This window comes from Microbacterium caowuchunii (genome assembly GCF_008727755.1).
Classification (GTDB): Bacteria; Actinomycetota; Actinomycetes; order Actinomycetales; family Microbacteriaceae; genus Microbacterium; species Microbacterium caowuchunii.
On the sequence record NZ_CP044231.1, the window covers coordinates 556,815 to 578,207 of the forward strand.

Here is a 21,393-nt window from a genome sequence, read left to right on the forward strand (position 1 = left end):
TCATGCGTTCACGTCGCTTCGCGGCCGTCGCCGCCACGGCCGTCGCCGCACTCCTGCTCAGCGCCTGCGCCGGATCGTCCGACACGGATGCCGCCGCCGCCGGAGCCGGCGACGAGTACCCGATCACGATCGAGCACGCGCTCGGCACCACCACGCTCACCGAGAAGCCGGAGCGCGTGGCGACCGTGCAGTGGGCGAACCACGAGGTCCCGCTCGCCCTGGGTATCGTGCCGGTCGGCATGGCCGCGGCCAACTTCGGCGACGACGACGGCGACGGCATGCTGCCCTGGGTGGAGGAGAAGCTCGAGGAGCTCGGCGGGGCGACCCCGGTGCTGTTCGACGAGACCGATGGAATCGATTTCGAGGCCGTCGCGGACACCGCGCCCGACGTGATCCTCGCCGCCTACTCGGGCCTGACCCAGGAGGACTACGACACCCTGAGCGAGATCGCCCCGGTGATCGCCTACCCGGAGCAGCCGTGGGCCACCTCCTGGCGGGACACGATCGAGCTGAACGCCGCCGGCATGGGCATGGCCGCCGAGGGTGCGGTGCTCGTGACCGACATCGAGTCGCAGATCTCGGATGCGGTCGCCGAGTACCCGCAGCTGGAGGGGACCTCCACGATGTTCCTCACCCACGTCGACCCGAGCGATCTCAGCGAGGTCAGCTTCTACACCGCGCATGACACCCGCGCCGCGTTCTTCACCGACCTCGGGCTCACGACGCCCCAGAGCGTCGCGGACGCATCGGCGGAGAACGAGAAGTTCTCCGGAACGATCAGCGCCGAACAGATCGATCAGTTCGCCGACGTGGATCTGATCGTGACCTACGGTGACGACACGCTCATCAGCACCCTCGAGTCGAGCCCGCTGCTGGCGCAGATGCCCGCTGTGGCCAATGGTGCGATCGTCTCGCTGGACGGCGCGGGCCCCCTCGGCACCGCTGCGAACCCGACTCCGCTGGCCATCTCGTGGGTGCTCGACGACTACCTCGCGCTTCTCGCGGCTGCCGCCGACAAGGTGAAGTGACCACGACCTCCCCCCGGTCCGGTTCGGGCGTCGCCATCGTGCGGCGCCCGAACCGCGTGCGCCTGCTGTGGCTCGGCGCGGTCGTCGTCCTCCTGGTGCTGCTCTGCGTCGCGTCCATCCTCGTGGGTTCCCGGGAGGTGTCCTGGACGGATGCGATCGCCGGGGTGCTGGGCGGTACCGAGAACCTGGGACAGGCGGCGGTGGTCACCCGCGTGCCCCGTACCGTCCTCGCCCTGATCGTCGGAGCGGCGCTCGGCGTATCGGGCGCCGTGATGCAGGGCGTGACCCGCAATCCGCTCGCGGACCCCGGCATCCTGGGGGTGAACCTCGGAGCGGCCCTGGCCGTCGTCATCGGGATCGCCTGGTTCGGTCTGGCCAGCGCCTCGGGTTTCGTCTGGGTAGCCATCCTGGGTGCCGCGCTCGCCGCGGTCTTCGTCTACACGGTCGGTTCCCTCGGCCGTGGCGGTGCCACTCCGTTGAAGCTGGCCCTCGCCGGCGCCGCCACCTCCGCCGCGCTGGCCTCGTTCGTCACGGCGGTCTGGCTGCCCCGCGGCGACATCGCCGGGTCCGTCCGTTCCTGGCTCATCGGCGGTGTGGGGGGTGCGACCTGGGACACCACGATGCTCGTCCTGCCGTTCGTCGTCGCGGGTTTCGTGATCAGCCTGCTCTCGGCGCGGAGCCTGAACTCCCTGGCCCTCGGCGACGACCTCGCCGCCGGGCTCGGCGAACGGGTCGCGGTCGTCCGGGCGGTCGCCGCGCTCGGTGCGGTTCTGCTGTGCGGTGCGGCGACGGCGGTGGCCGGACCGATCGCCTTCGTCGGCCTGCTCGTCCCGCATGCCTGCCGCCTGCTCGTGGGCATCGATCACCGCTGGCTGCTGCCCTTCTCGGCGCTGACCGGCGCGGGCCTGCTCGTCGCCTCCGACATCGTCGGCCGCATCGTCGCCCGGCCCAGCGAGATCGACGTGGGCATCATCACCTCGCTGATCGGCGCGCCCTTCTTCATCTGGATCGTGCGGTCGCGGAAGGTCAGGTCGCTGTGAGCGCGCCGGGGGTCGCTACGGCGCGCACCGACGACGTGGCCGCGGGCCGCATCCGGCGTGCCCGGCGCCGGCGTCGCGTCATGGCGACGTTGGTCGGGCTGATCGCGGTCCTCTTCGCGACGAGCCTGATGGTGGGCAACACGTTCTACCCCCCGAGCGACGTCGTCGGGGTGATCCTCGGTCAGGACATCGCCGGGGCGACCTTCACGGTGGGCAGGCTGCGACTGCCCCGGGCCGTTCTGGCGGTGCTCGTCGGACTGTGCTTCGGGCTGGCCGGCGTCACGTTCCAGACGATGCTGCGCAACCCGCTCGCCAGCCCCGACATCATCGGGATCAGCGCCGGCTCGAGCGCCGCCGCCGCGTTCGCGATCGTCATGCTGGGGCTCAGCGGAGCGGCCGTGTCCGCGCTCGCGATCGTCGCGGGCCTCAGCGTCGCCCTGCTCATCCACCTGCTCGCGTCGCACCGCGGGGGTGCCGGCACTCGCCTCATCCTCATCGGGATCGGCATGGCGGCCATGCTCGAGAGCGTGACGCAGTACGTCCTCTCGCAGGCGGGCCAGTGGGACCTCCAGGAGGCCGCGCGCTGGCTGACCGGGAGCCTCAACGGTGTCGGCTGGGAGCAGACCTGGCCCGTGCTCATCGCGCTGCTGGTGCTCGGACCGGTGCTGCTCGCGCGTACGCGCGACCTCTCCGTGCTGCAACTCGGCGACGACACGGCGGGTGCGCTGGGCGTGCGGGTGGAGCGCACCCGTCTCATCGTCATCGTCGCGGCCGTGGGCCTCATCGCCTTCGCGACCGCGGCGACCGGTCCGATCGCCTTCGTCGCGTTCCTCGCGGGGCCGATCGCCGCCCGCATCGTCGGCCCCCACGGCTCCCCGCTCATCCCCGCCGCTCTCGTCGGCGCGCTGCTCGTGCTCGCCGGGGATCTGGTCGGCCAGCACCTGCTGGGGCTGCGCTACCCGGTCGGGATCGTCACCGGCGTGCTGGGCGCCCCCTACCTCGTCTACCTCATCATCCGTACCAACCGCGCGGGAGGCTCGCTATGACCGCCGACCACACGCTCGTCGCCGAACGGCTCGCCCTCGGGTACGCCGATCGCACGGTGATCAGCGACCTCGACCTCGTCGTTCCGCCCGGACGCATCACCGCCGTCGTCGGTGCCAACGCCTGCGGCAAGTCCACGTTGCTGCGTTCCATGTCGCGTCTGCTCGCGCCGAAGGGCGGTCACGTGCTGCTCGACGGGGCGGACGTGCACCGGATGCCGGCGAAGGAACTCGCCCGGACGCTCGGCCTGCTGCCGCAGTCGCCGATCGCGCCCGAGGGGATCACCGTCGCCGACCTGGTCGGCCGCGGGAGACATCCCCATCAAGGGATCCTCTCGCGGTGGACCCGCGAGGACGACGTCGCGGTGGCCGACGCGCTGGCCGCCACGGACACCACCGGGCTCGCCGACCGCGCGGTGGACGAGCTCTCCGGGGGACAGCGCCAGCGCGTGTGGATCGCGATGGCGCTCGCACAGCGCACCGATGTGCTGCTGCTGGACGAGCCGACCACGTTCCTCGACGTGAGCCACCAGGTCGAGGTGCTCGATCTGCTGACCGATTTGAACCGCTCTCGGGGGACCACCATCGTGATGGTGCTCCACGATCTGAATCTCGCGGCCCGGTACGCCGATCACCTCGTGGCGATCCAGGACGGTGCGATCCACGCCGCGGGAGCGCCGGAGCGGGTGCTGACGGAGGACTGCGTGCGCGCGGTGTTCGGTCTGGACAGCAGGGTGATCGTCGATCCGGTGTCCGGTAAGCCGCTCATGCTCCCGATCGGCCGCCACCACCGGATCGCCTGAGCGCCGCGCCCGTCCGGGCGGCGGCGCAGAACGACCGACGTCCACGACGCGGGATGCGGCATCCCGCGTCGTGGACGCGTCCCGGTCCGGGTCAGCGGGCGGAGCCCAGCCGCACCTCGCCGGCGGAGAGGGTGACGTCGATCGTGCCCCGGGCCCCGGAACCGCGCTCGAGCCTGTTGTCGAGGTTCCCCGCGCTCACATCGGAGCGCACGTCGTAATCGCCCGACGGCAGCCCCAGGGACAGGGATCCCGCGCTCACGTCGATCTGCACGGACCGGGGGACGGTCCCCGCCAGCCGGGCGTCCACGCGGCCGGCCGACAGGGAGAAGTCCGCCTCCGTCACGCCGTCCAGACGCAGTTCCGCGCTGCCCGCGTTGAGGTCGGTCGAGAGGGAGCGCGCCTCGCCGGTCACGCTGAGGTCGCCGGCCGACACCTCGAGGTCGAGGTCGCCGAACGAGCCGCCCGCGGTGAGGGATCCGGCCGACAGGCGCATGGCCGCGTCCGCGCCGTCCAACTCGGTGGGGAGAGTCAGGGTCGCCCGTCCGTTCCCGCCGAACCAGAAGCCGCCGAACCAGGGTCCGCGCGGGCTCTCCACCCGCAGCTCGTCGTCCTCTCGTTCGAAGCGCCATCCGCCCCGGCCTTCGACGATGTCGAGCGTCGCCTCGTCGACGTCCGCGAAGACGACCGTGAGGTCGACCGCGCTCGCCACGATGTCGAGGTCGGAGACGCCGTCCACCGCCAGCGTGCGGGTCTCCGACGTGGTGGCGGAGGCGGCCACGGTGCGGACGATCCCCGCCGTGACGGCGCCGAGGATGAGCGCCGCGCCGAGGGCGATCGTGAGGATGGCGATGACGCGGGCGGAACCGTTGCGCGGGGGCCGCGGAGCCGGGACCTCGGCCACGGGGGACGTCTCGGGCGGGGGAGTGAGGGTGGTCATCGTGCTGCTCCTGTCTGGGGCGGGTGGGGCGCGTCCGCGGGAGACGAGCCGTGTTCGACGTGCGCGAGGGCGGCGAGGACGCGGCGGTTGCCGGATTCGTCGGGCTCGAGCTCGAGCTTCTGGAAGATGGCGGTGATGTGCTTCTCGACGGATGCCTCGGAGAGGAACAGCGTCCCGGCGATCGCCTGGTTCGACTTCCCCTCCGCGATGAGGGCGAGCACGGTCGCCTCCCGCTGGGTGAGCCGCTGCATCCGCTCGTCGCGGGTGCGTCGGTTGAGCAGTTGCGCCACCACCTCGGGATCGAGGACCGTCGCGCCGGAGCCGATCCGTTCGATCGTCTCCAGGAAGTCGCGCACGTCCGCGACGCGGTCCTTGAGGAGGTAGCCGAGGGCTCCGCCGCGTCCGATCACGATTTCGCTGGCGTAGCGCTCCTCGACGTACTGCGAGAGGACGAGCACGGGCAGGTCCGGGTGGGCAGAGCGCAGGCGCAGGGCGGCTCGGATGCCCTCGTCGGTGAACGTCGGCGGGAGGCGCACATCGAGGATGCAGAGCTCCGGTGCGACTTCGGCGACGGTCTCGTCGAGGGCGGTGGCATCCGGGAGGGCCGCGACCACCTGGTGGCCGGCGTCCTCCAGGAGACGGACGAGGCCTTCGCGCAGCAGGACCGAGTCCTCGCAGATCAGGATGCGCACGGGACGCTCACCTCCAGTGCCGTGGGACCGCCTTGCGGGCTGTCCAGCCGGAAGGTGCCGCCGGCGGCGAGCACCCGGTTGGAGATGCCGTCGAGCCCGCCACCGGGCAGGACCCGGGCCCCGCCGATGCCGTTGTCCTCGATCCGTGCCCACAGGACGTTCTCGTCCCGGAGGCGGACCACGACGCGGCATTCCGCGGCGCGTGAGTGCTTGGCGGCGTTGGTGAGGGACTCGGCGATCGCGAAGTACACGGCCGTCTCCGCCTCGCGCGAGCATCTGCCGTTCAGACGGACGTCGAGGTGCACGGGCACGTGGGAGCGGGCCGCCAGGGCGGACAACGCGGCGTCGAGCCCGCGGTCGTCGAGGACGGACGCGTGGATGCCGCGGGCGAGCTGGCGCAGCTCGGTGATGGCCGCCTTGGTGGAGGTGTGCGCCTCCTCGATCAGCGATTTCGCGGCCGCGGGGTCCTCGTCGATCTTCTGCTGAGCGAGCCCGAGCGTCATGCCGACCGAGACCAGGCGGGGCTGGACGCCGTCGTGCAGATCGCGTTCGATCCGGGTCCGTTCCAGGTCGGAGGCGCGCAGGGCCCCGGCGCGCTGGGCGTCGGAGGTGCGGGCGGCCTCGGCGTACTGCGCCTCGCGGGAGGGCACCATGATCGCGCGGGAGAGCACGCCGTGCAGCATCCCGAGTCCCACGATCGCCGCGAGCGATACGAGCGCACCGAGGATCCCGATCAGGGGAGCCCAGGCGACGACGACCTCGAAGCCGGTCAGCCACACCTCCACGGTCCCCTCGCCGCCGGCGTAGAGCGGGGCGAAGGCGAGCGCCACGGATGCGGCGAACACCGAGACCAGCGGCAGCACGATGAAGCCGAGCACCGTGGCGATCGAGAAGTTGGCGACGGCCCGCCACATCTGCGGGTCGATGAACTGCTGCCACAGCACGAGCAGGAACCCGCCGAACCCGGGACGGGGGCGCGCGCGGGGGCGGAGCGCGGGGAGCCCGAGGTCGTAGAGGCCGTCGACGCGGGCGACCTCGAGCCAGGCGACGCCGAAGAGCGCGTACACGACGCCGACGAGCAGGACGAGGCCGATCCCGAGCAGGGGGATGAGGCCGACCCCGGTCGCGAGGAGGGTGAACAGAACGGTGAAGACGACGGGCCCGACGAGCGCAAGGGCGGCGAGCTGGGCGATGGCCCCGGCCACGGGGCCGGGGGAGAACGTCCACGTGCGAGTCGGGGACGGGAGGGCGGCGGAAGTCATATCTCCACGGTAGGACCGCGGCCGGGGCCGCACACCCGAGCCATCCCGACATCCGGTTTCGGGAAAACCCGAATCCGCGGACCTCCTCGACGGATGGGGGAGGTCGGGGCGATGATTGTCGCACTCCCGGAGGACCGCGCCATGACCGACCACGCCATCCGTCCCGACCGCACCACTCTGCGCAACTTCTACCAGGTGCTGCTGAACACGCTCGTCGCGAACGTCACGACGAGCTATCTGTGGTTCGCTCTGACGTTCTGGGCGTACCTCGAGACCCGCTCCGTGCTGGCGACCTCGATCATCGGCGGGAGCTACATGCTGCTGGTCGCGGTCTTCGGTGTCGTGTTCGGCGCCATCGTCGACCACATGAAGAAGAAGGCGGTGATGGTCCTCTCGAGCGCCGTCACGCTCGCGACGTACCTGCTCGCCGGGGCGCTCTACCTGGCCTTCCCCGAGGCCACCCTCGTCGACTGGGGGCGGCCGTGGTTCTGGTTGTTCGCGGGGGTCATCCTGATCGGCGGCGTGGTCGAGAACCTGCGCAACATCGCGTTGTCCACCACGGTGACGCTGCTCGTGCCCGCGGACCGGCGGGACCGCGCCAACGGACTCGTGGGCACCGTGCAGGGGCTCGCCTTCCTGGTGACGAGCGTCTTCTCCGGGCTGTCGATCGGGCTGCTCGGGATGGGGCCGACCGTGCTCATCGCGATCGCCGCGACGGCCGTCGCGTTCGTCCACATCCTGTTCGTGTCCATCCCGGAGCCCGGTGTCGTGCGCGCCCCGGGGGCGGCCCGCGCGAAGATCAGTTTCCGGGGCGCGATCCCGGCCATCCGGTCCGTACCGGGTCTCATGCCGTTGATCGTCTTCACGACGTTCAACAACCTCATCGGCGGCGTCTTCATGGCGTTGATGGACCCCTACGGGCTCACCCTGTTCTCCGTGGAGCTGTGGGGTGTCGTCCTCGGTGTCACGAGCATCGGGTTCATCGTCGGCGGCGCTCTCGTGGCGAAGTTCGGGCTGGGCGAGAACCCGGTCCGCACCCTTTTGTGGGTCAATGTCGGGGTGTCCGTCCTGGGACTGACGTTCGGGCTCCGGGAGTGGTGGTGGCTCTACGCGGCGGGCCTGTTCGTCTTCATGTGCCTGATGCCGATCGCCGAGGCTGCCGAGCAGACGATCATCCAGCGGGTGGTGCCCTTCGAGACCCAGGGGCGCGTGTTCGGTTTCGCCGCGAGCATCGAGGCGGCGGCGTCGCCGGTGTCGGCCTTCCTGATCGGCCCGCTCGCGCAGTTCTGGCTCATTCCCTATATGAACACCGCCGACGGACAGCGCACCTGGGGGTGGCTGCTCGGGGAGGGCGAGGCGCGCGGGATCGCGCTCGTGTTCACCGCCGCGAGTCTCGTGATGCTCGTCGTCGTCGTGCTCGCGCTCCTGTCCGCCCCGTATCGGCGGCTGTCCGCGTCGTACGCGCAGACACCGGCTCCGCTGGCCGACGGTCCGCTCCCGGCGTGAGCGCGCCGGCCGGAGCCGCGGGCCGGGTGGCGGGGGGAATCGGGAGAGGATGGAGGGATGAGCGCTCCCGTCCTGACCTCCCTCGACATCCGACTGATCGCCGTCGACATGGACGGGACCCTGCTCGACGAGCACGGCCGGGTGCCGGAGGACCTGTGGCCTCTCCTGGACCGACTGCGCGAGCGCGGGATCGTCTTCGCGCCCTCCAGCGGGCGGCAGTACGCGACGCTTCGCCGTGAGTTCGGCGGGCACGGGGACGACATGGTGTTCATCGCCGAGAACGGGACCTACGTGGTGCGCGACGACGAGGAGCTCAGCTCCGACGTCATGGACCGATCCGTCGTACGGGAGGTGGTCGCCCTCGCCCGGACGCTCACCCACGACGTGGGCGTCGTGCTCTGCGGCAAGCGCTCCGCCTACATCGAGCGCACGGACGAGGCGTTCCGGGCCGAGGCAGATCGGTACTACGCCCGGCTGGACGAGGTGGCCGACCTCGACGAGGTGGAGGACGACATCCTGAAGATCGCGGTGTTCGACTTCGCGGATGCGGAGACGACGACGGCCCCCGCCCTCGCCCGATTCGCCGCGTCCCACCAGGTGGTCGTCTCGGGCGCCCACTGGGTGGACATCATGAATCCCGGTGTCAACAAGGGCCGCGCGCTGCGGCGCCTGCAGGAAGCGCTCGGTATCACGGCCGCCCAGACCATGGCCTTCGGCGACTACCTCAACGACCTGGAGATGATGGACGCGGCCGAGCACTCCTATGCGATGGCCAACGCCCACGCGGATGTCGTCGCCCGCGCTCGGCACCGTGCGCCCTCCAATCGGGAGCACGGCGTCATCCGGGTGATCGAGGGTCTCCTCGGCGGCTGAGCGCCGCTCGGCCCGCCGTGGCTCCCCGCCGCGCGGTTCAGGACGCCTTGAAGGTGCGGAGCCGGGCCAGCAGGGCCGGAGCGTTCCGATCGAAGATCCGCCCTCCGATCACCGTCCCGGCCGCGAGCACCGCCGAGCCGAGGAGCACGCCCACCACGAGCGCCAGCCATCCGTACAGGGCGTCGCCGGTCGCCGCGGCGAGGAAGGCGAGCACCAGCGCGGGGGACCCGAGCACGGCGACGATCACCCAGACCGCGAGCATCGCCAGAGTGGTGATCGCTCCGCTGCCGGGGACGCGGGCGAACGGACTGGAGCCGGGCGCGGCGACCGGCACGACCAGGAGCGCGGAGCTGATCGCACAGACCCCGTAGCCGGCGAGGAGGAGCCCGAGACCCGCGCCCGTCACGGCGGGCAGCAACCGCCATTCGCCGGCGATCGCCAGCGTGAGCACCGCGACCGCGAGGAACAGCGGCACCCCGATGGATCCGGCGGCGAGGATGCGGCCGGCGCGGTCGGCGCGGCCGCGGATGCCCGTGGCCAGGACTCCGGCGAACGCCGTGCCGTCGTAGGACACGTCGACGTAGGAGACGGCCGCCAGGATGTACGCCACCAGGACGCCGGAGAACCACAGCAGCGGGTTCGAGGTGCTGCCGCCCGAGTAGAAGATCATGAGCGCCGGGAAGATGGGCACGACCAGGAGCTGACGGAGGTACCGCCCGTCGTGCAGCCAGTACGTCTGGGCGCGTGCCCAGGTCGCGCCGGTCGGCCCGGTCGGCATTCGTCCGAACCAGCCCAGTTTGCCGGCCTTGGCCCGTGCGCTGCGCGCCCGCGCGGGAGAGGTGAGCGCCGCCTCGAGCGCCCGACGCCAGAGCCACCAGAGCACGAGGAGCGTCCCGACCGCGATCAGGAACTTCGCCGCCGCAGGCAGGATCGCCCCGACGGCCACGTCTCCGGGGACCGCCCAGGCCGCCGCCAGAGGGGTCCACGAGAGGGCTCCGACCACGCCCTGGATGCGCCCGAGCGGATCGGACGATGACGACACCCCGGCTTCGATGAGTTCCACGATGCCGATCGAGATCGGACCGGCGAGGAGGACGACGAGGAAGAGGACAGCCCCCACGAGCTCGCGTGTGCGGCGGTTGCCGCCCATTCCGCTCGTGAGCGCGGCGACCAGACGCGAGGCGACCACGCAGGTGAGCACCCCGACGGGGATGCACAGGAGCGCGACCGCCGAGGCGGCCGGCCAGCGGATGAACACGAGCAGGAGACCCAGGGTCCCCGCCACTGTCACGATGCCCGGCACCCCGGTGAGCCCGGCGGCCGTCAGCGCCCGCATCATCTGGCGGGTCGTGATCGGGAACGGCGCGAGCTTGACCGGGTCGAGCGTCGTGTCGACGCCGGCGACGAACACCGGTCCGAGCGTCCAGCCGAGCAGCAGCAGGGCGCCGGCGATCGTGACGACGGTGGCGGTCACCTCCGGCCCGGTGAACCCCAGGAAGAACAATCCGACCCAGGCGAACAAGAGCATGCCTGTCATTCCGAGGGTGCCCAGGATGAAGCCGACCAGCTGCCAGGGGCTGGATGCGAGCGTGTTGCCGAGGACGCGGAACCGGATCCTCAGGAGAGTCGCAACCACTGCGGGCCCTCCGAGTGGTGGCGTCCGCCGACGAGTTCGACGAAACGGTCCTGCAGGGTCTGCCCGCCGCGGACCTCGTCCACGGTGCCGGCGGCCAGGACCCGTCCGGCGGCGATGACCGCCACGTGGTCGCACATGCGCTGCACGAGGTCCATGGAATGGCTGGAGACGATGACGGTCCCGCCGCTGCCCGCGTACCCGCGCAGGACGTCCTCGATGTTCGCGGCGGACACCGGGTCCACCGACTCGAAGGGTTCGTCGAGGACGAGGATGCGGGGCGCGTGCACCAGGGCGCAGGCCAGCGAGACCTTCTTCGTCATACCGGCCGAGTAGTCGACCACGGGCGTGCCCGCCGCCTCGCGGAGATCCATCAGCGCGAGCAGGTCGGCGGTGCGGGCCGTGATCTCCTCGCGCGGCAGCCCGAACATCATGCCGGTGTAAGTGATCAGCTGCTCGCCGGTGAGCCGGTCGAACAGGCGCACCCCGTCGGCGAGGTTGCCGATCATCGCCTTCGCGGTCACCGGATCCGTCCACACGTCCACGCCGTGCAGCACGGCCGATCCGCCATCCGGCCGCAGCAGGCCGGTCGCCATCGACAGGGTCGTCGTCTTCCCCGCCCCGTTAGGGCCGACCAGGCCGTAGAACGATCCGGCCGGGACGGTCAGATCGATCCCGTCGACCGCGACCTTCTCCCCGAAGCGCTTGACCAGTCCGGTCAGACGCAGAGCGGGTTCGGTGGCGGCGGGACGGGAATGGGGAAGGGTGCTGTCCGGGGTCGTCACCGCACCATCCTAGGGAGCAGGATGGGGGCATGGTCAACATCCCCACCGTCACCCTGAACGACCAGACCGCCTTCCCCGAGCTGGGGCTCGGCACCTACCGGCTCACCGGGGAATCCGGGATCGCATCGGTCGTGTCCGCGATCGAGACCGGATACCGCCTGCTCGACTCCGCCGTGAACTACGAGAACGAGCACGAAGTCGGCGAGGCGGTGCGCCGCAGCGGACTCGACCGCGACGACCTGCTCGTGGCCACGAAGATCCCCGGCCGCGATCACGGCTACGACGAGACCATCGCGAGCGCGAGGGGATCCCTGCAGCGCCTGGGACTCGACCGCATCGACGTGTATCTGATCCACTGGCCCAACCCCCGGGTCGACCGCTTCGTCGACACGTGGCGCGCCATGATCGCCCTGCGTGACGAAGGGCTCGTGCGCACCATCGGCGTCTCCAACTTCACGATCCCGCTGCTGACCCGGCTCATCGACGAGACCGGGGTCGTGCCGGCGATCAACCAGGTCGAACTGCACCCCTACTTCCCTCAGCAGGAGTTGCGCGCCTTCCACGCCCGCAACGACATCCGTACCGAGAGCTGGAGCCCGCTCGCCCGCCGCAGCGAGCTGCTCACCGAGCCCGTCGTGCAGGAGATCGCCGGACGCCACCGGGTCTCGCCGACGCAGGTCGTGCTGCGGTGGCACGTGCAGCTGGGCAGCACGCCGATCCCGAAGTCGGCCGATGCGTCACGCCAGCGCGAGAACGCCGAGATCTTCGGTTTCGCGCTCGCCGACGAGGAGGTCGCGGCGCTGTCGGCGCTCGAACGCGGCCGGCTGTGGGGTGGGGACCCGGACACGCACGAGGAGTTCTAGTCGGGGCGGCTCAGAGCTGGGCGCCGTCGTCGTCGCGATCGTAGATCCCGACGTTCCGCCCCCGCCACGACTCGTAGGCGAGCAGCCAGCCCATGGAGACCGCGGCCGCGATCAGCAGTCCGATCCAGACGCTGCCGAGCAGGATGCCGATGAGGACCCCTGCGGCGAAGAGCAGGACCGTGCCGAGGATCCAGGTGGTGCGGCCGCGGGGCCAGCCGGTTCCGGGTGTCGTCATGCTCACAGCGTAGGGGGATGGAGCGGTCCCACGCCTCGGCGGCGATCATCCCGTGCCGAACCGGTCGGTGACCATGCCGGATCGGCGAGCCAAGGACACCGTCAGCGGCGGCGGTGGTCCTCGGGATGCAGGCGCGGCCCCCGTCGCGGTTCGCTCACGCCGCTGGCTGCGAGGAGCCGGATGACGCGTTGACGCTGACCCGACCACGGGGCGAGCAGCTCCAGCATCCCGGCATCGTCCGTGCGTGCGCCGGCAAGGGCATGGCCGACCTGATGCGCCAGGTGGTAATCGCCCACGCTGACCGCGTCCGGGTCCCCGTATGCCCGGATGCGGGTCTCCGCCGACGTCCACGGACCGATCCCGCGCAGGCTCGTCAGAACCGCCTCCCGCGCGAGGCCGTCCGCGGCCGCATCCAGGACGCGGACGAGCGATTCAGCGCGGGCCGCGACCTCCACGACCGTGCGGGACTGCGGCGGCTCCAGCCCCGCGCGGTGCCAGGACCAGGAAGGGATGCGGCGCCAGCCTTCGAGGGAGGGAGGGGCGAACATGGGACGGGGCGTCGGTCCGGGCGCACGTTCCCCGAACCAGGTCACGACGCGTCGCCAGGCGGAGAACGCCTGGAGGGCGGTGACCTTCTGCTCGAAGATCGCGCTCGCGAGGGCATCGAAGACCTCGTCGGTGCGGCCGAGCCGGAGCCCCGGGTTGCGGTGCGCGGCAGAGGCGATCAGCGGGTGACGCGTCGCGTCGAACCCGCTCGGGTCGTCCTCGGCGCCGCAGAGGGCGGGGACGTGCGCGACGGCCCACTCGGCCCCGGCGCCCCACGCAGCCACTCGCACCGTGCCACCGACTGAGCGGAGGGCGAGCGTGGCGACTCCCCGCGGGGTGCGGCTCGCGCGCCAGATGACGCTTCCCTCGACCACCAGGGTGGGGTCGTTCGCCCCGTGGCGCTGGAAGACCACCGTGCGGTGCAGATCCAGCGGGTGCCGCGGGGTGTAGGTCGTCTCGAGCGCCGGGCGCGGGGGAGTGACGTCGTGCCGCGTCCCGGATGCGCGCGCGGGGTCCCGCTGCGCGGTGGCGGGGCGGGGGGAGATCACCGCATCACCCTACGCGGCGTCCTCCGACATCGGCTGGGTGCGCTGCGTCAGAACCGGTCGGGCGAGGGCGTGCCGTGACCGTACCGGATGGCGACGTCCGCATGACGGTCGAAGCGGTAGCCGACCCCGCGCACCGTACGCACGATGTCCTCGAAGCGGCCGAGTTTCGCGCGCAGCCGGCGCACGTGCACATCGATCGTGCGCTCGCCGGGCGCGCCCTCTTCGCCGATCTGCCACAGCGAGCCGACGAGCTCGGCCCGCTCGATCGTGCGCCCCTCGCGGAGGACGAGGTACTGGAGCAGCTCGAACTCCTTGAAGGTGAAGGAGGCGGACTCGCCGTCGATGAGCACGCGCTTGCGGGAGATGTCCACGACGACGCCGGCCTCGGCGCGCTCGTCGACCTCGATCTCGGGCTTGGTGCGGGCGACGGCCGAGGGCTCGTGCAGCGCGAGGCGGACGACGTCGACGTCCCGCCCGCCCGCCCCGACGGGGGCGAGGGCGACCGTCGCGTAGGTCTCCGCCTCCGGGGCGACCTCGTGCAGGGTGCGCCGGAGCGCCTCCACGATGGTGGCCAGCGAGACGCCCGAGGCAGCGGCCTTGGCCTCGTCGAACCCTACGTAGAGCCCGAAGCCGCGCGGAGCGGTGCCGGCGGGGATGCTGCGGTCGGCGGGCGGGGTCGACGCGGCGGGGGCGTCGTCGACGATGCGCAGCGCCGGACGAGGGGATCGGGGGGTGCGGTCGAGGAGAGCGGTGGTCGACATGCGAGAAGTCCTTGCGAGAGGGAGCCGGCGCGCTGTGCCCGACTCTTCGTGTTGTTGGTCGCGGTCCATGGTGGGACCGGGTGCGCGGCGCATCCCCCCGGGAGAGGCGCCGGTGACTCGCAGCGATTCAGATCCAGCTGGCGAGTCTGACGGGATCACCGGTTCAGCGGCACATTCGACAACACAGAACAACGCGACCGGCCATCATGGTGCCGGCAGTCCCGCTCGCCTCCAAGGCGGACATAAGACGTGCGTTGTCAGTCATGGGCCCGATTATCGCGGAGCCGGGCGTGTCGCGTCAATTCGCCGGCGCGTGCCGGACGCTCTGTGACGAAGTGTGACGGCGGCCCCCGGCGTCTGTACACGGCCTACGCTGGGCGGGTGACCGATCTGCGATTCACCGATGACGAGGACGCGTCGCGCTACACGCTCCATCGCGGGGACGACCTCGTGAGCGTGCTGGACTACCGCGACGATGGCCGTACCGTGGCGATGACCCGCGCCTTCACGATCCCCACCTTCCGCGGGCACGGGTACGCCGCGATCGTCGTGGACCGCGCGGTGGCCCTGCTCGAGGAGCGTGGGGACCGCCGCGTGCTGCCGGTGTGCTGGTACGTGGCGGACTGGTTCGCGGAGCACCCGGAGCGGGCGGGGATCCTCGAGGAGCGGCGCCCGGCGCCCGGCGCCCCGCAGCCCCGCTGATATCTAGCCCCGCCGTCAGGCATCGTCAATCCCCTGCGCCCGGGGGCACCGCCCGCGCAAGCTGGAGGCGACGAAAGGACGTGCCCATGGACGACCGTGACCTTCCCGAGGGCGTCATCGACGCCGACCCGCCCGGTGGATGGGAGAGCTCCGATGCCGCGGACGGCGAGACCGCCGAGCAGAACGCCGCCGCGATCGATTCCCCGGATCTCATCGCCTCGGATGAGCCCGGCAAGGACCTGGACCCCGACCTCGCGGTGGGAGACGACCGGTGAGCGCGCGGGAGGAGGACGTGGCCGGTGACGGGACGGACTCCGGCGACCCGATCCCGGAGCCCACGTACTCGGATCCGAACCGTTCCGACCCGGATCCCGACCCGGAGGCGCGGGAGGCCCCGGTGCGGCCCGGCGAGACGCAGGACGCCCCGGCGATGGACATGGACCAGCCCAGCATCCAGGAGAAGATCGACGGCATCGTCGCGCAGACGAGGGTGGACGTCGGCGGGCAGTCGCACGAGCGCATCGTGGATGTCCTCCGGCAGCGCCTCCTCGACGCGGGGATCTCGGCCGACGAGCGGCTGATCGAGGACCTCGGCCGGCAGGTCACCCAGGACTGATCAGCACCCTTCGGCGAACCGGATGATCCGGGATGCGGCAGGTTCCGCATCCCGGATCATCGTCTCGTGCCCATGGGCGTCGATCTCGCTCAGGCAGCCGTCGGGGAGGAGGGTCACGACCTCCCGGCACCACGCCGGCGGGCAGACCGTGTCCTGTCCGCCGCGCAGCACCAGGGTCGGCACCGTGATCCGCGGATAGGCCTCCTCGGGCCGGTGGGCGAGCATGGCCCGCATCTTCCCGCGCAGGTTCGGGCCGGCGCGCAGGTACTCGCGCGCACCGATTGCGATCACCCGGGGGCTCTCCACTGCCAGGTCCTGCAGCAGGCGCACCCACTGGCGGCCGGCGGACCGGGCCCGGGGGTCGACCGTGGGGGCGATCAGCACGACGCGGTCCGCGAGACCCGGGTGCCGCGCGGCGACCTCGGCGACCACCTGCGTGCCCATGGAGTGCCCGACCAGAACGAGGCCACCGGGCTCACCCGGGTAGCCGCGCTCACGGATGAATGCGGCGAGCAGGTCCGCGGTGCGCTCGATGGTGAGGGTGCGCACCGGTTCCGGCGCTTCGCCGTAGCCGGGAAGATCCACCCGCACGATCCGACCGTGCCCGCCGAGATGCTCGGCGAGCCCCTCGAAGACGGTCCGTCCCATCCCGATCCCGTGCACGAGCAGGAAGGTGCGCGGGGGAGCGCCCCGCTCGTCGGCGACGAGCGTCGCCCCGGCGAAGGAGAAGGAGAGGGGCGGGGCGTCCGCTGCCGGCTGGGGCGGTGTGTGTCGGGGCATCCCCGCGACGTTAGCGGATCCCGGTCGTCCCTCCGGGCAGTCCCGCCGTCTCGGAGGCGACGGTCGCGAGGTCGTCGCCGAACACATAGGTGGCCCCGGCCCGCTCGCCGCGGAGGACCTGTGGGAGCCATCTGCGGGTGTCGTCCCACATCCGGTCGAGCGGGATCTCCGACACCGGGAACCAGGCGGGCACGATCTCCTCGGTCTCGACGGGCCGGCCCCGGTACCGCCGGCACAGGAACACGTGCGAGCGCTGCGACCACGCCGGGCGGGAAGGGAAGAGGTAGTCGAACACTCCGGCCGGCTCCAGATCCCCCGGTGCGATGCTCAGCTCGGTCTCCTCGCGCACCTCGCGGACGGCGGCCGCCAGGATGCCCTCACCCGGTTCCACCTTGCCGCCGATGCCCACCACCCGGCCGAGGCCGAGGCCGGTGCGCTTGTATCCCAGCAGCACCTCCGTCCCCGCGGCGCCCTCGCGCAGGATGTAGACGACGCAGACGTCGGGAAGAGCCATGACGGGCACCCTACGCCCGCTATGTTTCGACTCTGTGGCGCGGCTGGACGCCGTGTCGGAGGTGCCGCCTAGCCTTGTCAGCATGCGGATCCTGCACACCTCCGACTGGCACATCGGGCGTACCTTCCACGGGTACTCGACGCTCGAGGCGCTGCGCGGAGTGCTCGCGGTCCTCGTCGAGCAGGTGCGCGAGCACGAGGTCGACGCGGTGATCGTCGCCGGCGACGTCTTCGATTCCGCGACCCCGGCCGCCGAGTGCTACACGCTGCTCAGCGACACCCTGCGCGGCCTCGCCGACACCGGCGCGCGGGTCGTCGTGACCAGCGGCAACCACGACTCCGCCGCCCGGCTCGGATTCCAGGCCGGGCTCCTGCGCGACGGCATCCACGTGATCACCGACCCGCTGTCGGTGGGCACGCCGCTGACCCTCACCGACGCCCACGGCCCCGTGCACGTGTACGGCATCCCGTATCTCGAGCCCGCCCGGGTGCGTCACCTGTGGAGCGAGGTCGAGTTGCGCACCCAGGCGCAGACGCTCGCACACGCCATGGACCTCGTGCGTGCGGACCAGGCCGTGCGCGGCGGTCGTTCCGTCGCCGTCGCGCACTGCTTCGCCGCCGGGATCGAGGCGACCCCGGGCGTGGAGCGCGAGATCCGGCAGGGCAACCTCGACGTGGTGCCGCTCTCGGTCTTCGACGGTCCCGACTACGTCGCGCTCGGCCACATCCACGGACGGCAGCGTCTCTCCGAGCGGGTGCGCTACGCGGGGGCGCCGCTGCACTACAGCTTCGGTGAGAAGGGGCGGCTGCGCGGCTCATGGCTCGTCGAGCTGGACGCCACGGGCCTCGCCGACGTCACCTGGCTCGATCTGCCCGTGCCGCGTCCGCTCCGGGTGCTGCGCGCGCCGCTGGAGGAGCTCCTGACCGACGAGCGCTTCTCCGACGCCGAGGCCGACTGGGTCTGCGCGGAGTACACCGACACGCTGCCGCAGCGCGACGTGATGCGCCGCCTGCAGGAGCGGTTCCCGCACTGCGCCACGGTCAGTCACGTCCCGGAGCGGGTCGGTGCGCCGGGAACCCTCAGCTACGTCGAGCGCGTCCGCGCGGCCCGCAGCGACCGCGAGCTGCTGGACGCCTTCCTCGTGCACGTGCGGGAGGGCGAGGGGGCGACGGAGCGGGAACGCGACCTCATCGCCGACCTCATCGCCGACGACCGCCCGATCCAGAAGGTGCTCGCCGAGGCGCGCTCGTGAGACTCCACCGCCTGGAGCTCACCGGCTTCGGCCCCTTCCGCGATACGCAGACGGTCGACTTCGACGCTTTCGAGGCCGACGGCATCTTCCTGATCTCCGGGCGGACCGGCGCCGGCAAATCCAGTGTCCTCGACGGCGTGTGCTTCGCCCTGTACGGCAACGTGCCGCGATACGACGGCCCGGACAAGCGCCTGCGCAGTGATCACTGTCGCCCGCAGGATCCGACCGAGGTACGGCTCGAGTTCACGGTGGGCGAGAAGCGATGGCGCGTGGTGCGCGCGCCGGAGTACGAGCGTCCCAAGCTGCGCGGCGACGGCATGACGGTGGAGGCCGCCCGTGCCGAGCTGTTCGAGCGGGTGGGTGACGAGTGGGTCGGACGGGCCGGCAAGCCGCGCGACGTCGCCGAGGTCCTGGACGGTGTGCTGGGCGTGAACCTGCAGCAGTTCCAGCAGGTCATCCTCCTCGCGCAGAACAAGTTCTCCCGTTTCCTGCTCGCGAAGAACGACGAGCGTCAGACTCTGCTGCGGACGCTGTTCGGGACCCGCAGGTACCAGGAGTACGCGGATGCGGTCGACGCCCGCCGCAAGGAGGCGACGCAGGTGCTCCGGGACCGGCGGGTCGGTGTCGATGCGCTGATGGCCGAGGCGGAGCGCCTGATCGGGGAGGCGGACCTGCAGGGCGATCACGCCCCGCCCCCGGAGGCGGATCTGGGTGCACGCCTGGAGGCGGCGGTGCTGGCCGTGCAGCGTGCCGAGTACCGGGTGGAGTCACTCGAGCAGGAGCGGCGGGCGGCGGAGAGCGCAGCAGAGGGGGCCGCGGCGGAGTTCACCCGGGTGAGCGCGATACGCGTGAAGCAGACCGCGCGCATGTCGGCGGAGGCGCGTCTGGCCGAACTGGAGGCGGCGGAGCCGGAGATCGCGATCGATCGTCTGCGGGCGGAGCGGGCGTCCGAGGCGGAGGCGCTGCGTGCTCCCCTGGACGCCGCCGCCCGCGCCCGGGAGGCGCTCGACGAGGCCGCACGCGCGGAGGGCGTCGCCCGGGACGCCTGGGTGGCGTCCGGTGAGGCCGTCGATGCGGACCTCGACCGCATCGACGAGGAGATCACCGGCGACCTCGCGCGCTGGCAGGTCGCCCGCGCCGCCGAAGCCGAACTCGCCGCCGCCGAGGCGGAGCACGCGGACCTCGCACGGCGCCTCGCGGAGGAGGAGACGGCGCTCGCCGGGCTCGCGGAACGCCGGGCCGCGCTCCCGGCGGAGCGGGAGCGCATCACCGAGGAATCCGACCGGGTGCGATCCGTCGCCGGCGGCGCGCCGGCCGCTCTCGTCGTCCGTGACACGATGCGGACCCGGCTCGAGGCCGCCCGTGCCGCCGACGCGCTCGCGCCACGTGTCACGGCCGCGGAGTCCGCGTACGCCGATGCGGTGGTGGCGGCGGGAGAGGCGGGGGCCGCGCTCACGGACCACCTGCGCCGCCGACTGGCCGATCACGCCGGGGAGCTCGCCTCCGCCCTCGTCGAGGGCGAGGCCTGCGCGGTGTGCGGTTCCCCCACGCATCCGGACCCGGCACGCCCGACCGGCGATCCGGTGACCGACGAGATGATCGCCGACGCCGAGGCGCGCCGGGAACGTGCGGTGGCTGCCGAGCGGACCTCCGCCGAGGAGGCACGCCGGCTGCGTGCGGAGCATGCCGCGCTGACGGCGCGAGCGGGGGGAGAGGCCGCCGCGGAGCTCGAGGCGCGTCTCGAGAACGCCGAGACCGTGCTCGCCGATGCGCTCGCCGCCGAGCGCCGGAGCGCCGAGCTGCGTGAGCGGCGGGAGGCGCTGGCACAGCTCGACGATCAGCTCGCGCGCGAGCACGACGCCCTCGCCGCGGAGGCCGCACGGATCGGGGCCGCCGCCGCCGGTGTCGCCGCGACCGCGCAGCGCCTGCGGGAGACGGTCGCCGCCGCCCGGGGCGCGCATGCCAGCGTCGCCGACCGGGTGAGCGAGGCCACGGCCCGGCGGGAGCGCACACGGAGCCTCCGCGACGCGCAGCGCCTCCGGCTCGCCGCGGCGACGGCAGCCGCGACGGCGGACGCCGCCCTCGCGGAAGCACTCGCGGCCTCGTCGTTCCGGACGGCCGAAGAGTGCCGGGCGGCACTCCTCGCACCGGGCGCAGCGAAGGAGCTGCGCGAACGCATCGCCGCGCACGAACAGGAGACGGCCGTCGAGAAGGCCCGGCTGCTCGACCTGCAGCTCGAACTCGTCGGAGCACCGGACGAACTCGTCGATCCGACCGACGCCGACACGGCACGCGCGGCTGCCGCCGCCGCGCGCTCGTCGGCGATCACGGCGGTGAGCGTCGCCCGCTCCACCGCCGAGAGGTTGCGAGACCTCGTCGAGCGCGCGGACGCCGCGTACGCCGATGTCGCGGCTCTGGACGCCGACGCCACCGCGGTCGTGCGCCTCGCCGACACGCTGCAGGGCAAGGCGCCCAACACCAAACGCATGACCCTGGAGACGTTCGTGCTGGCTGCGGAGCTCGAAGAGATCGTCGCCGCGGCGAACGTGCGGCTGGGGGAGATGTCGTCGGGCCGGTACACCCTGCAGCACACCGACTCCCTGGCCGCGCGGGGCGCGGCCTCGGGGCTCGGCATCGCGGTCATGGACGCCCACACCGGGCAGTCCCGCTCGCCCCAGTCCCTCTCCGGAGGTGAGACGTTCCTCGCCTCGCTGGCCCTCGCCCTGGGGCTCGCCGAGGTCGTCACCAGCCGCGCCGGCGGTATCCGGCTGGACACCCTGTTCGTCGACGAGGGGTTCGGCTCGCTGGACCCCGAGACGCTCGAACTCGCGATGCGTGCGCTCGACGAGTTGCGCGCCGGCGGGCGCACCGTGGGTGTGATCAGTCACGTGGAGGCGATGAAGGAGCAGCTTCCCGCGAGACTCATCGTGGAAGCGACGCCGCAGGGGCCCAGCGTGATCCGGCGGTCCTAGGG

General features: G+C 72.1%; 22 protein-coding genes. 12 read left to right on the plus strand and 10 right to left on the minus strand.

Annotation, left to right across the window (positions count from 1 at the left end; genetic code table 11):
- The first annotated feature begins 2 nt into the window (after positions 1-2).
- The 4 genes from F6J84_RS02565 to F6J84_RS02580 are packed head-to-tail and all read left to right on the plus strand — an operon-like array spanning position 3 to position 3,914.
- Complete coding sequence (locus F6J84_RS02565) at positions 3-1,028, plus strand: iron-siderophore ABC transporter substrate-binding protein (RefSeq protein ID WP_150971112.1); 1,026 nt, start codon at positions 3-5, stop codon at positions 1,026-1,028.
- Positions 1,025-2,068, plus strand: coding sequence for a FecCD family ABC transporter permease (locus F6J84_RS02570; RefSeq protein WP_150971114.1), 1,044 nt, complete (start codon positions 1,025-1,027; stop codon positions 2,066-2,068). Before F6J84_RS02565 ends, F6J84_RS02570 begins: the two co-directional genes overlap by 4 nt.
- Entirely contained in the window at positions 2,065-3,114 is a 1,050-nt protein-coding gene (locus F6J84_RS02575) for a FecCD family ABC transporter permease (protein WP_238702574.1), read from the plus strand. Before F6J84_RS02570 ends, F6J84_RS02575 begins: the two co-directional genes overlap by 4 nt.
- Positions 3,111-3,914: an ABC transporter ATP-binding protein gene (locus tag F6J84_RS02580; protein WP_150971116.1), complete on the plus strand. Its 804-nt coding sequence runs from the start codon at positions 3,111-3,113 to the stop codon at positions 3,912-3,914. Before F6J84_RS02575 ends, F6J84_RS02580 begins: the two co-directional genes overlap by 4 nt.
- A 91-nt stretch (positions 3,915-4,005) precedes the next feature.
- On the opposite strand, the gene F6J84_RS02585 is transcribed toward F6J84_RS02580, so the two are convergent.
- Genes F6J84_RS02585 through F6J84_RS02595 form a run of 3 tightly spaced genes read right to left on the minus strand, consistent with a single transcriptional unit; the run spans position 4,006 to position 6,805 of the window.
- Entirely contained in the window at positions 4,006-4,851 is an 846-nt protein-coding gene (locus F6J84_RS02585) for a DUF4097 family beta strand repeat-containing protein (protein ID WP_150971118.1), read from the minus strand.
- Positions 4,848-5,543 (minus strand): LuxR C-terminal-related transcriptional regulator, encoded by a 696-nt coding sequence (locus F6J84_RS02590; RefSeq protein WP_150971120.1) that lies wholly within the window; start codon positions 5,541-5,543, stop codon positions 4,848-4,850. Before F6J84_RS02590 ends, F6J84_RS02585 begins: the two co-directional genes overlap by 4 nt.
- Positions 5,531-6,805: a sensor histidine kinase gene (locus tag F6J84_RS02595; RefSeq protein ID WP_150971122.1), complete on the minus strand. Its 1,275-nt coding sequence runs from the start codon at positions 6,803-6,805 to the stop codon at positions 5,531-5,533. Before F6J84_RS02595 ends, F6J84_RS02590 begins: the two co-directional genes overlap by 13 nt.
- Before the next feature lie 111 nt (positions 6,806-6,916).
- Between F6J84_RS02595 and F6J84_RS02600 the strand changes: the two genes are divergently transcribed.
- The gene (locus F6J84_RS02600; protein WP_420846170.1) at positions 6,917-8,311 is read left to right on the plus strand and encodes an MFS transporter; all 1,395 of its coding nucleotides are present in this window, start codon (positions 6,917-6,919) and stop codon (positions 8,309-8,311) included.
- Between the two features lie 57 nt (positions 8,312-8,368).
- A complete protein-coding gene (locus F6J84_RS02605; protein WP_150971124.1) occupies positions 8,369-9,184 on the plus strand; it encodes a Cof-type HAD-IIB family hydrolase in 816 nt (271 codons plus the stop codon).
- A gap of 37 nt (positions 9,185-9,221) precedes the next feature.
- Here the strand turns inward: F6J84_RS02605 and F6J84_RS02610 are convergent, their stop codons facing one another.
- Together F6J84_RS02610 and F6J84_RS02615 are read right to left on the minus strand one after the other, a co-directional pair.
- Positions 9,222-10,820 carry a hypothetical protein gene (locus F6J84_RS02610; RefSeq protein WP_150971126.1) on the minus strand — a complete coding sequence of 533 codons (1,599 nt, stop codon included), beginning with the start codon at positions 10,818-10,820 and terminating at the stop codon, positions 9,222-9,224.
- Positions 10,802-11,602: an ABC transporter ATP-binding protein gene (locus F6J84_RS02615; protein ID WP_150971128.1), complete on the minus strand. Its 801-nt coding sequence runs from the start codon at positions 11,600-11,602 to the stop codon at positions 10,802-10,804. Before F6J84_RS02615 ends, F6J84_RS02610 begins: the two co-directional genes overlap by 19 nt.
- Before the next feature lie 29 nt (positions 11,603-11,631).
- Here F6J84_RS02615 and F6J84_RS02620 point away from each other — a divergent pair, with 29 nt between their 5' ends.
- Entirely contained in the window at positions 11,632-12,465 is an 834-nt protein-coding gene (locus F6J84_RS02620) for an aldo/keto reductase (protein ID WP_150971130.1), read from the plus strand.
- Positions 12,466-12,475: 10 nt separating this feature from the next.
- Here F6J84_RS02620 and F6J84_RS02625 read toward each other — a convergent pair whose 3' ends face one another.
- From F6J84_RS02625 to F6J84_RS02635, 3 genes are all read right to left on the minus strand, one after another.
- Positions 12,476-12,700: a hypothetical protein gene (locus tag F6J84_RS02625; protein ID WP_150971132.1), complete on the minus strand. Its 225-nt coding sequence runs from the start codon at positions 12,698-12,700 to the stop codon at positions 12,476-12,478.
- A gap of 101 nt (positions 12,701-12,801) precedes the next feature.
- Entirely contained in the window at positions 12,802-13,794 is a 993-nt protein-coding gene (locus tag F6J84_RS02630) for a DNA-3-methyladenine glycosylase family protein (protein ID WP_191905734.1), read from the minus strand.
- Positions 13,795-13,841: 47 nt separating this feature from the next.
- Entirely contained in the window at positions 13,842-14,555 is a 714-nt protein-coding gene (locus tag F6J84_RS02635; protein ID WP_150971134.1) for a winged helix-turn-helix domain-containing protein, read from the minus strand.
- Between the two features lie 381 nt (positions 14,556-14,936).
- Between F6J84_RS02635 and F6J84_RS02640 the strand changes: the two genes are divergently transcribed.
- From F6J84_RS02640 to F6J84_RS02650, 3 genes are all read left to right on the plus strand, one after another.
- Positions 14,937-15,257: a GNAT family N-acetyltransferase gene (locus tag F6J84_RS02640; RefSeq protein WP_150893143.1), complete on the plus strand. Its 321-nt coding sequence runs from the start codon at positions 14,937-14,939 to the stop codon at positions 15,255-15,257.
- Positions 15,258-15,343: 86 nt separating this feature from the next.
- Positions 15,344-15,532, plus strand: coding sequence for a hypothetical protein (locus tag F6J84_RS02645; RefSeq protein ID WP_150971136.1), 189 nt, complete (start codon positions 15,344-15,346; stop codon positions 15,530-15,532).
- A complete protein-coding gene (locus F6J84_RS02650; RefSeq protein WP_150971138.1) occupies positions 15,529-15,873 on the plus strand; it encodes a hypothetical protein in 345 nt (114 codons plus the stop codon). Before F6J84_RS02645 ends, F6J84_RS02650 begins: the two co-directional genes overlap by 4 nt.
- Here F6J84_RS02650 and F6J84_RS02655 read toward each other — a convergent pair whose 3' ends face one another.
- Together F6J84_RS02655 and F6J84_RS02660 are read right to left on the minus strand one after the other, a co-directional pair.
- Complete coding sequence (locus tag F6J84_RS02655; protein WP_150971139.1) at positions 15,874-16,653, minus strand: alpha/beta fold hydrolase; 780 nt, start codon at positions 16,651-16,653, stop codon at positions 15,874-15,876.
- 10 nt (positions 16,654-16,663) lie between these two features.
- The gene (locus F6J84_RS02660; protein ID WP_191905735.1) at positions 16,664-17,167 is read right to left on the minus strand and encodes an 8-oxo-dGTP diphosphatase; all 504 of its coding nucleotides are present in this window, start codon (positions 17,165-17,167) and stop codon (positions 16,664-16,666) included.
- A gap of 82 nt (positions 17,168-17,249) precedes the next feature.
- On the opposite strand from F6J84_RS02660, the gene F6J84_RS02665 reads away from it, so the two are divergent.
- Together F6J84_RS02665 and F6J84_RS02670 are read left to right on the plus strand one after the other, a co-directional pair.
- Positions 17,250-18,419: an exonuclease SbcCD subunit D gene (locus F6J84_RS02665; protein WP_150971144.1), complete on the plus strand. Its 1,170-nt coding sequence runs from the start codon at positions 17,250-17,252 to the stop codon at positions 18,417-18,419.
- Complete coding sequence (locus F6J84_RS02670) at positions 18,416-21,391, plus strand: AAA family ATPase (RefSeq protein ID WP_150971146.1); 2,976 nt, start codon at positions 18,416-18,418, stop codon at positions 21,389-21,391. The genes F6J84_RS02665 and F6J84_RS02670 overlap by 4 nt, the downstream gene beginning before the upstream one ends.
- Positions 21,392-21,393: the final 2 nt, after the last annotated feature.

Coding starts and splice junctions, on each gene's coding strand:
- F6J84_RS02565 (WP_150971112.1), top strand. CDS start 3: ATGCGTTCACGTCGCTTCGCGGCCGTCGCCGCCACGGCCGTCGCCGCA.
- F6J84_RS02580 (WP_150971116.1), top strand. CDS start 3,111: ATGACCGCCGACCACACGCTCGTCGCCGAACGGCTCGCCCTCGGGTAC.
- F6J84_RS02585 (WP_150971118.1), bottom strand. CDS start 4,851: ATGACCACCCTCACTCCCCCGCCCGAGACGTCCCCCGTGGCCGAGGTC.
- F6J84_RS02595 (WP_150971122.1), bottom strand. CDS start 6,805: ATGACTTCCGCCGCCCTCCCGTCCCCGACTCGCACGTGGACGTTCTCC.
- F6J84_RS02600 (WP_420846170.1), top strand. CDS start 6,917: ATGATTGTCGCACTCCCGGAGGACCGCGCCATGACCGACCACGCCATC.
- F6J84_RS02605 (WP_150971124.1), top strand. CDS start 8,369: ATGAGCGCTCCCGTCCTGACCTCCCTCGACATCCGACTGATCGCCGTC.
- F6J84_RS02620 (WP_150971130.1), top strand. CDS start 11,632: ATGGTCAACATCCCCACCGTCACCCTGAACGACCAGACCGCCTTCCCC.
- F6J84_RS02625 (WP_150971132.1), bottom strand. CDS start 12,700: ATGACGACACCCGGAACCGGCTGGCCCCGCGGCCGCACCACCTGGATC.
- F6J84_RS02635 (WP_150971134.1), bottom strand. CDS start 14,555: ATGTCGACCACCGCTCTCCTCGACCGCACCCCCCGATCCCCTCGTCCG.
- F6J84_RS02645 (WP_150971136.1), top strand. CDS start 15,344: ATGGACGACCGTGACCTTCCCGAGGGCGTCATCGACGCCGACCCGCCC.
- F6J84_RS02655 (WP_150971139.1), bottom strand. CDS start 16,653: ATGCCCCGACACACACCGCCCCAGCCGGCAGCGGACGCCCCGCCCCTC.
- F6J84_RS02660 (WP_191905735.1), bottom strand. CDS start 17,167: ATGGCTCTTCCCGACGTCTGCGTCGTCTACATCCTGCGCGAGGGCGCC.
- F6J84_RS02665 (WP_150971144.1), top strand. CDS start 17,250: ATGCGGATCCTGCACACCTCCGACTGGCACATCGGGCGTACCTTCCAC.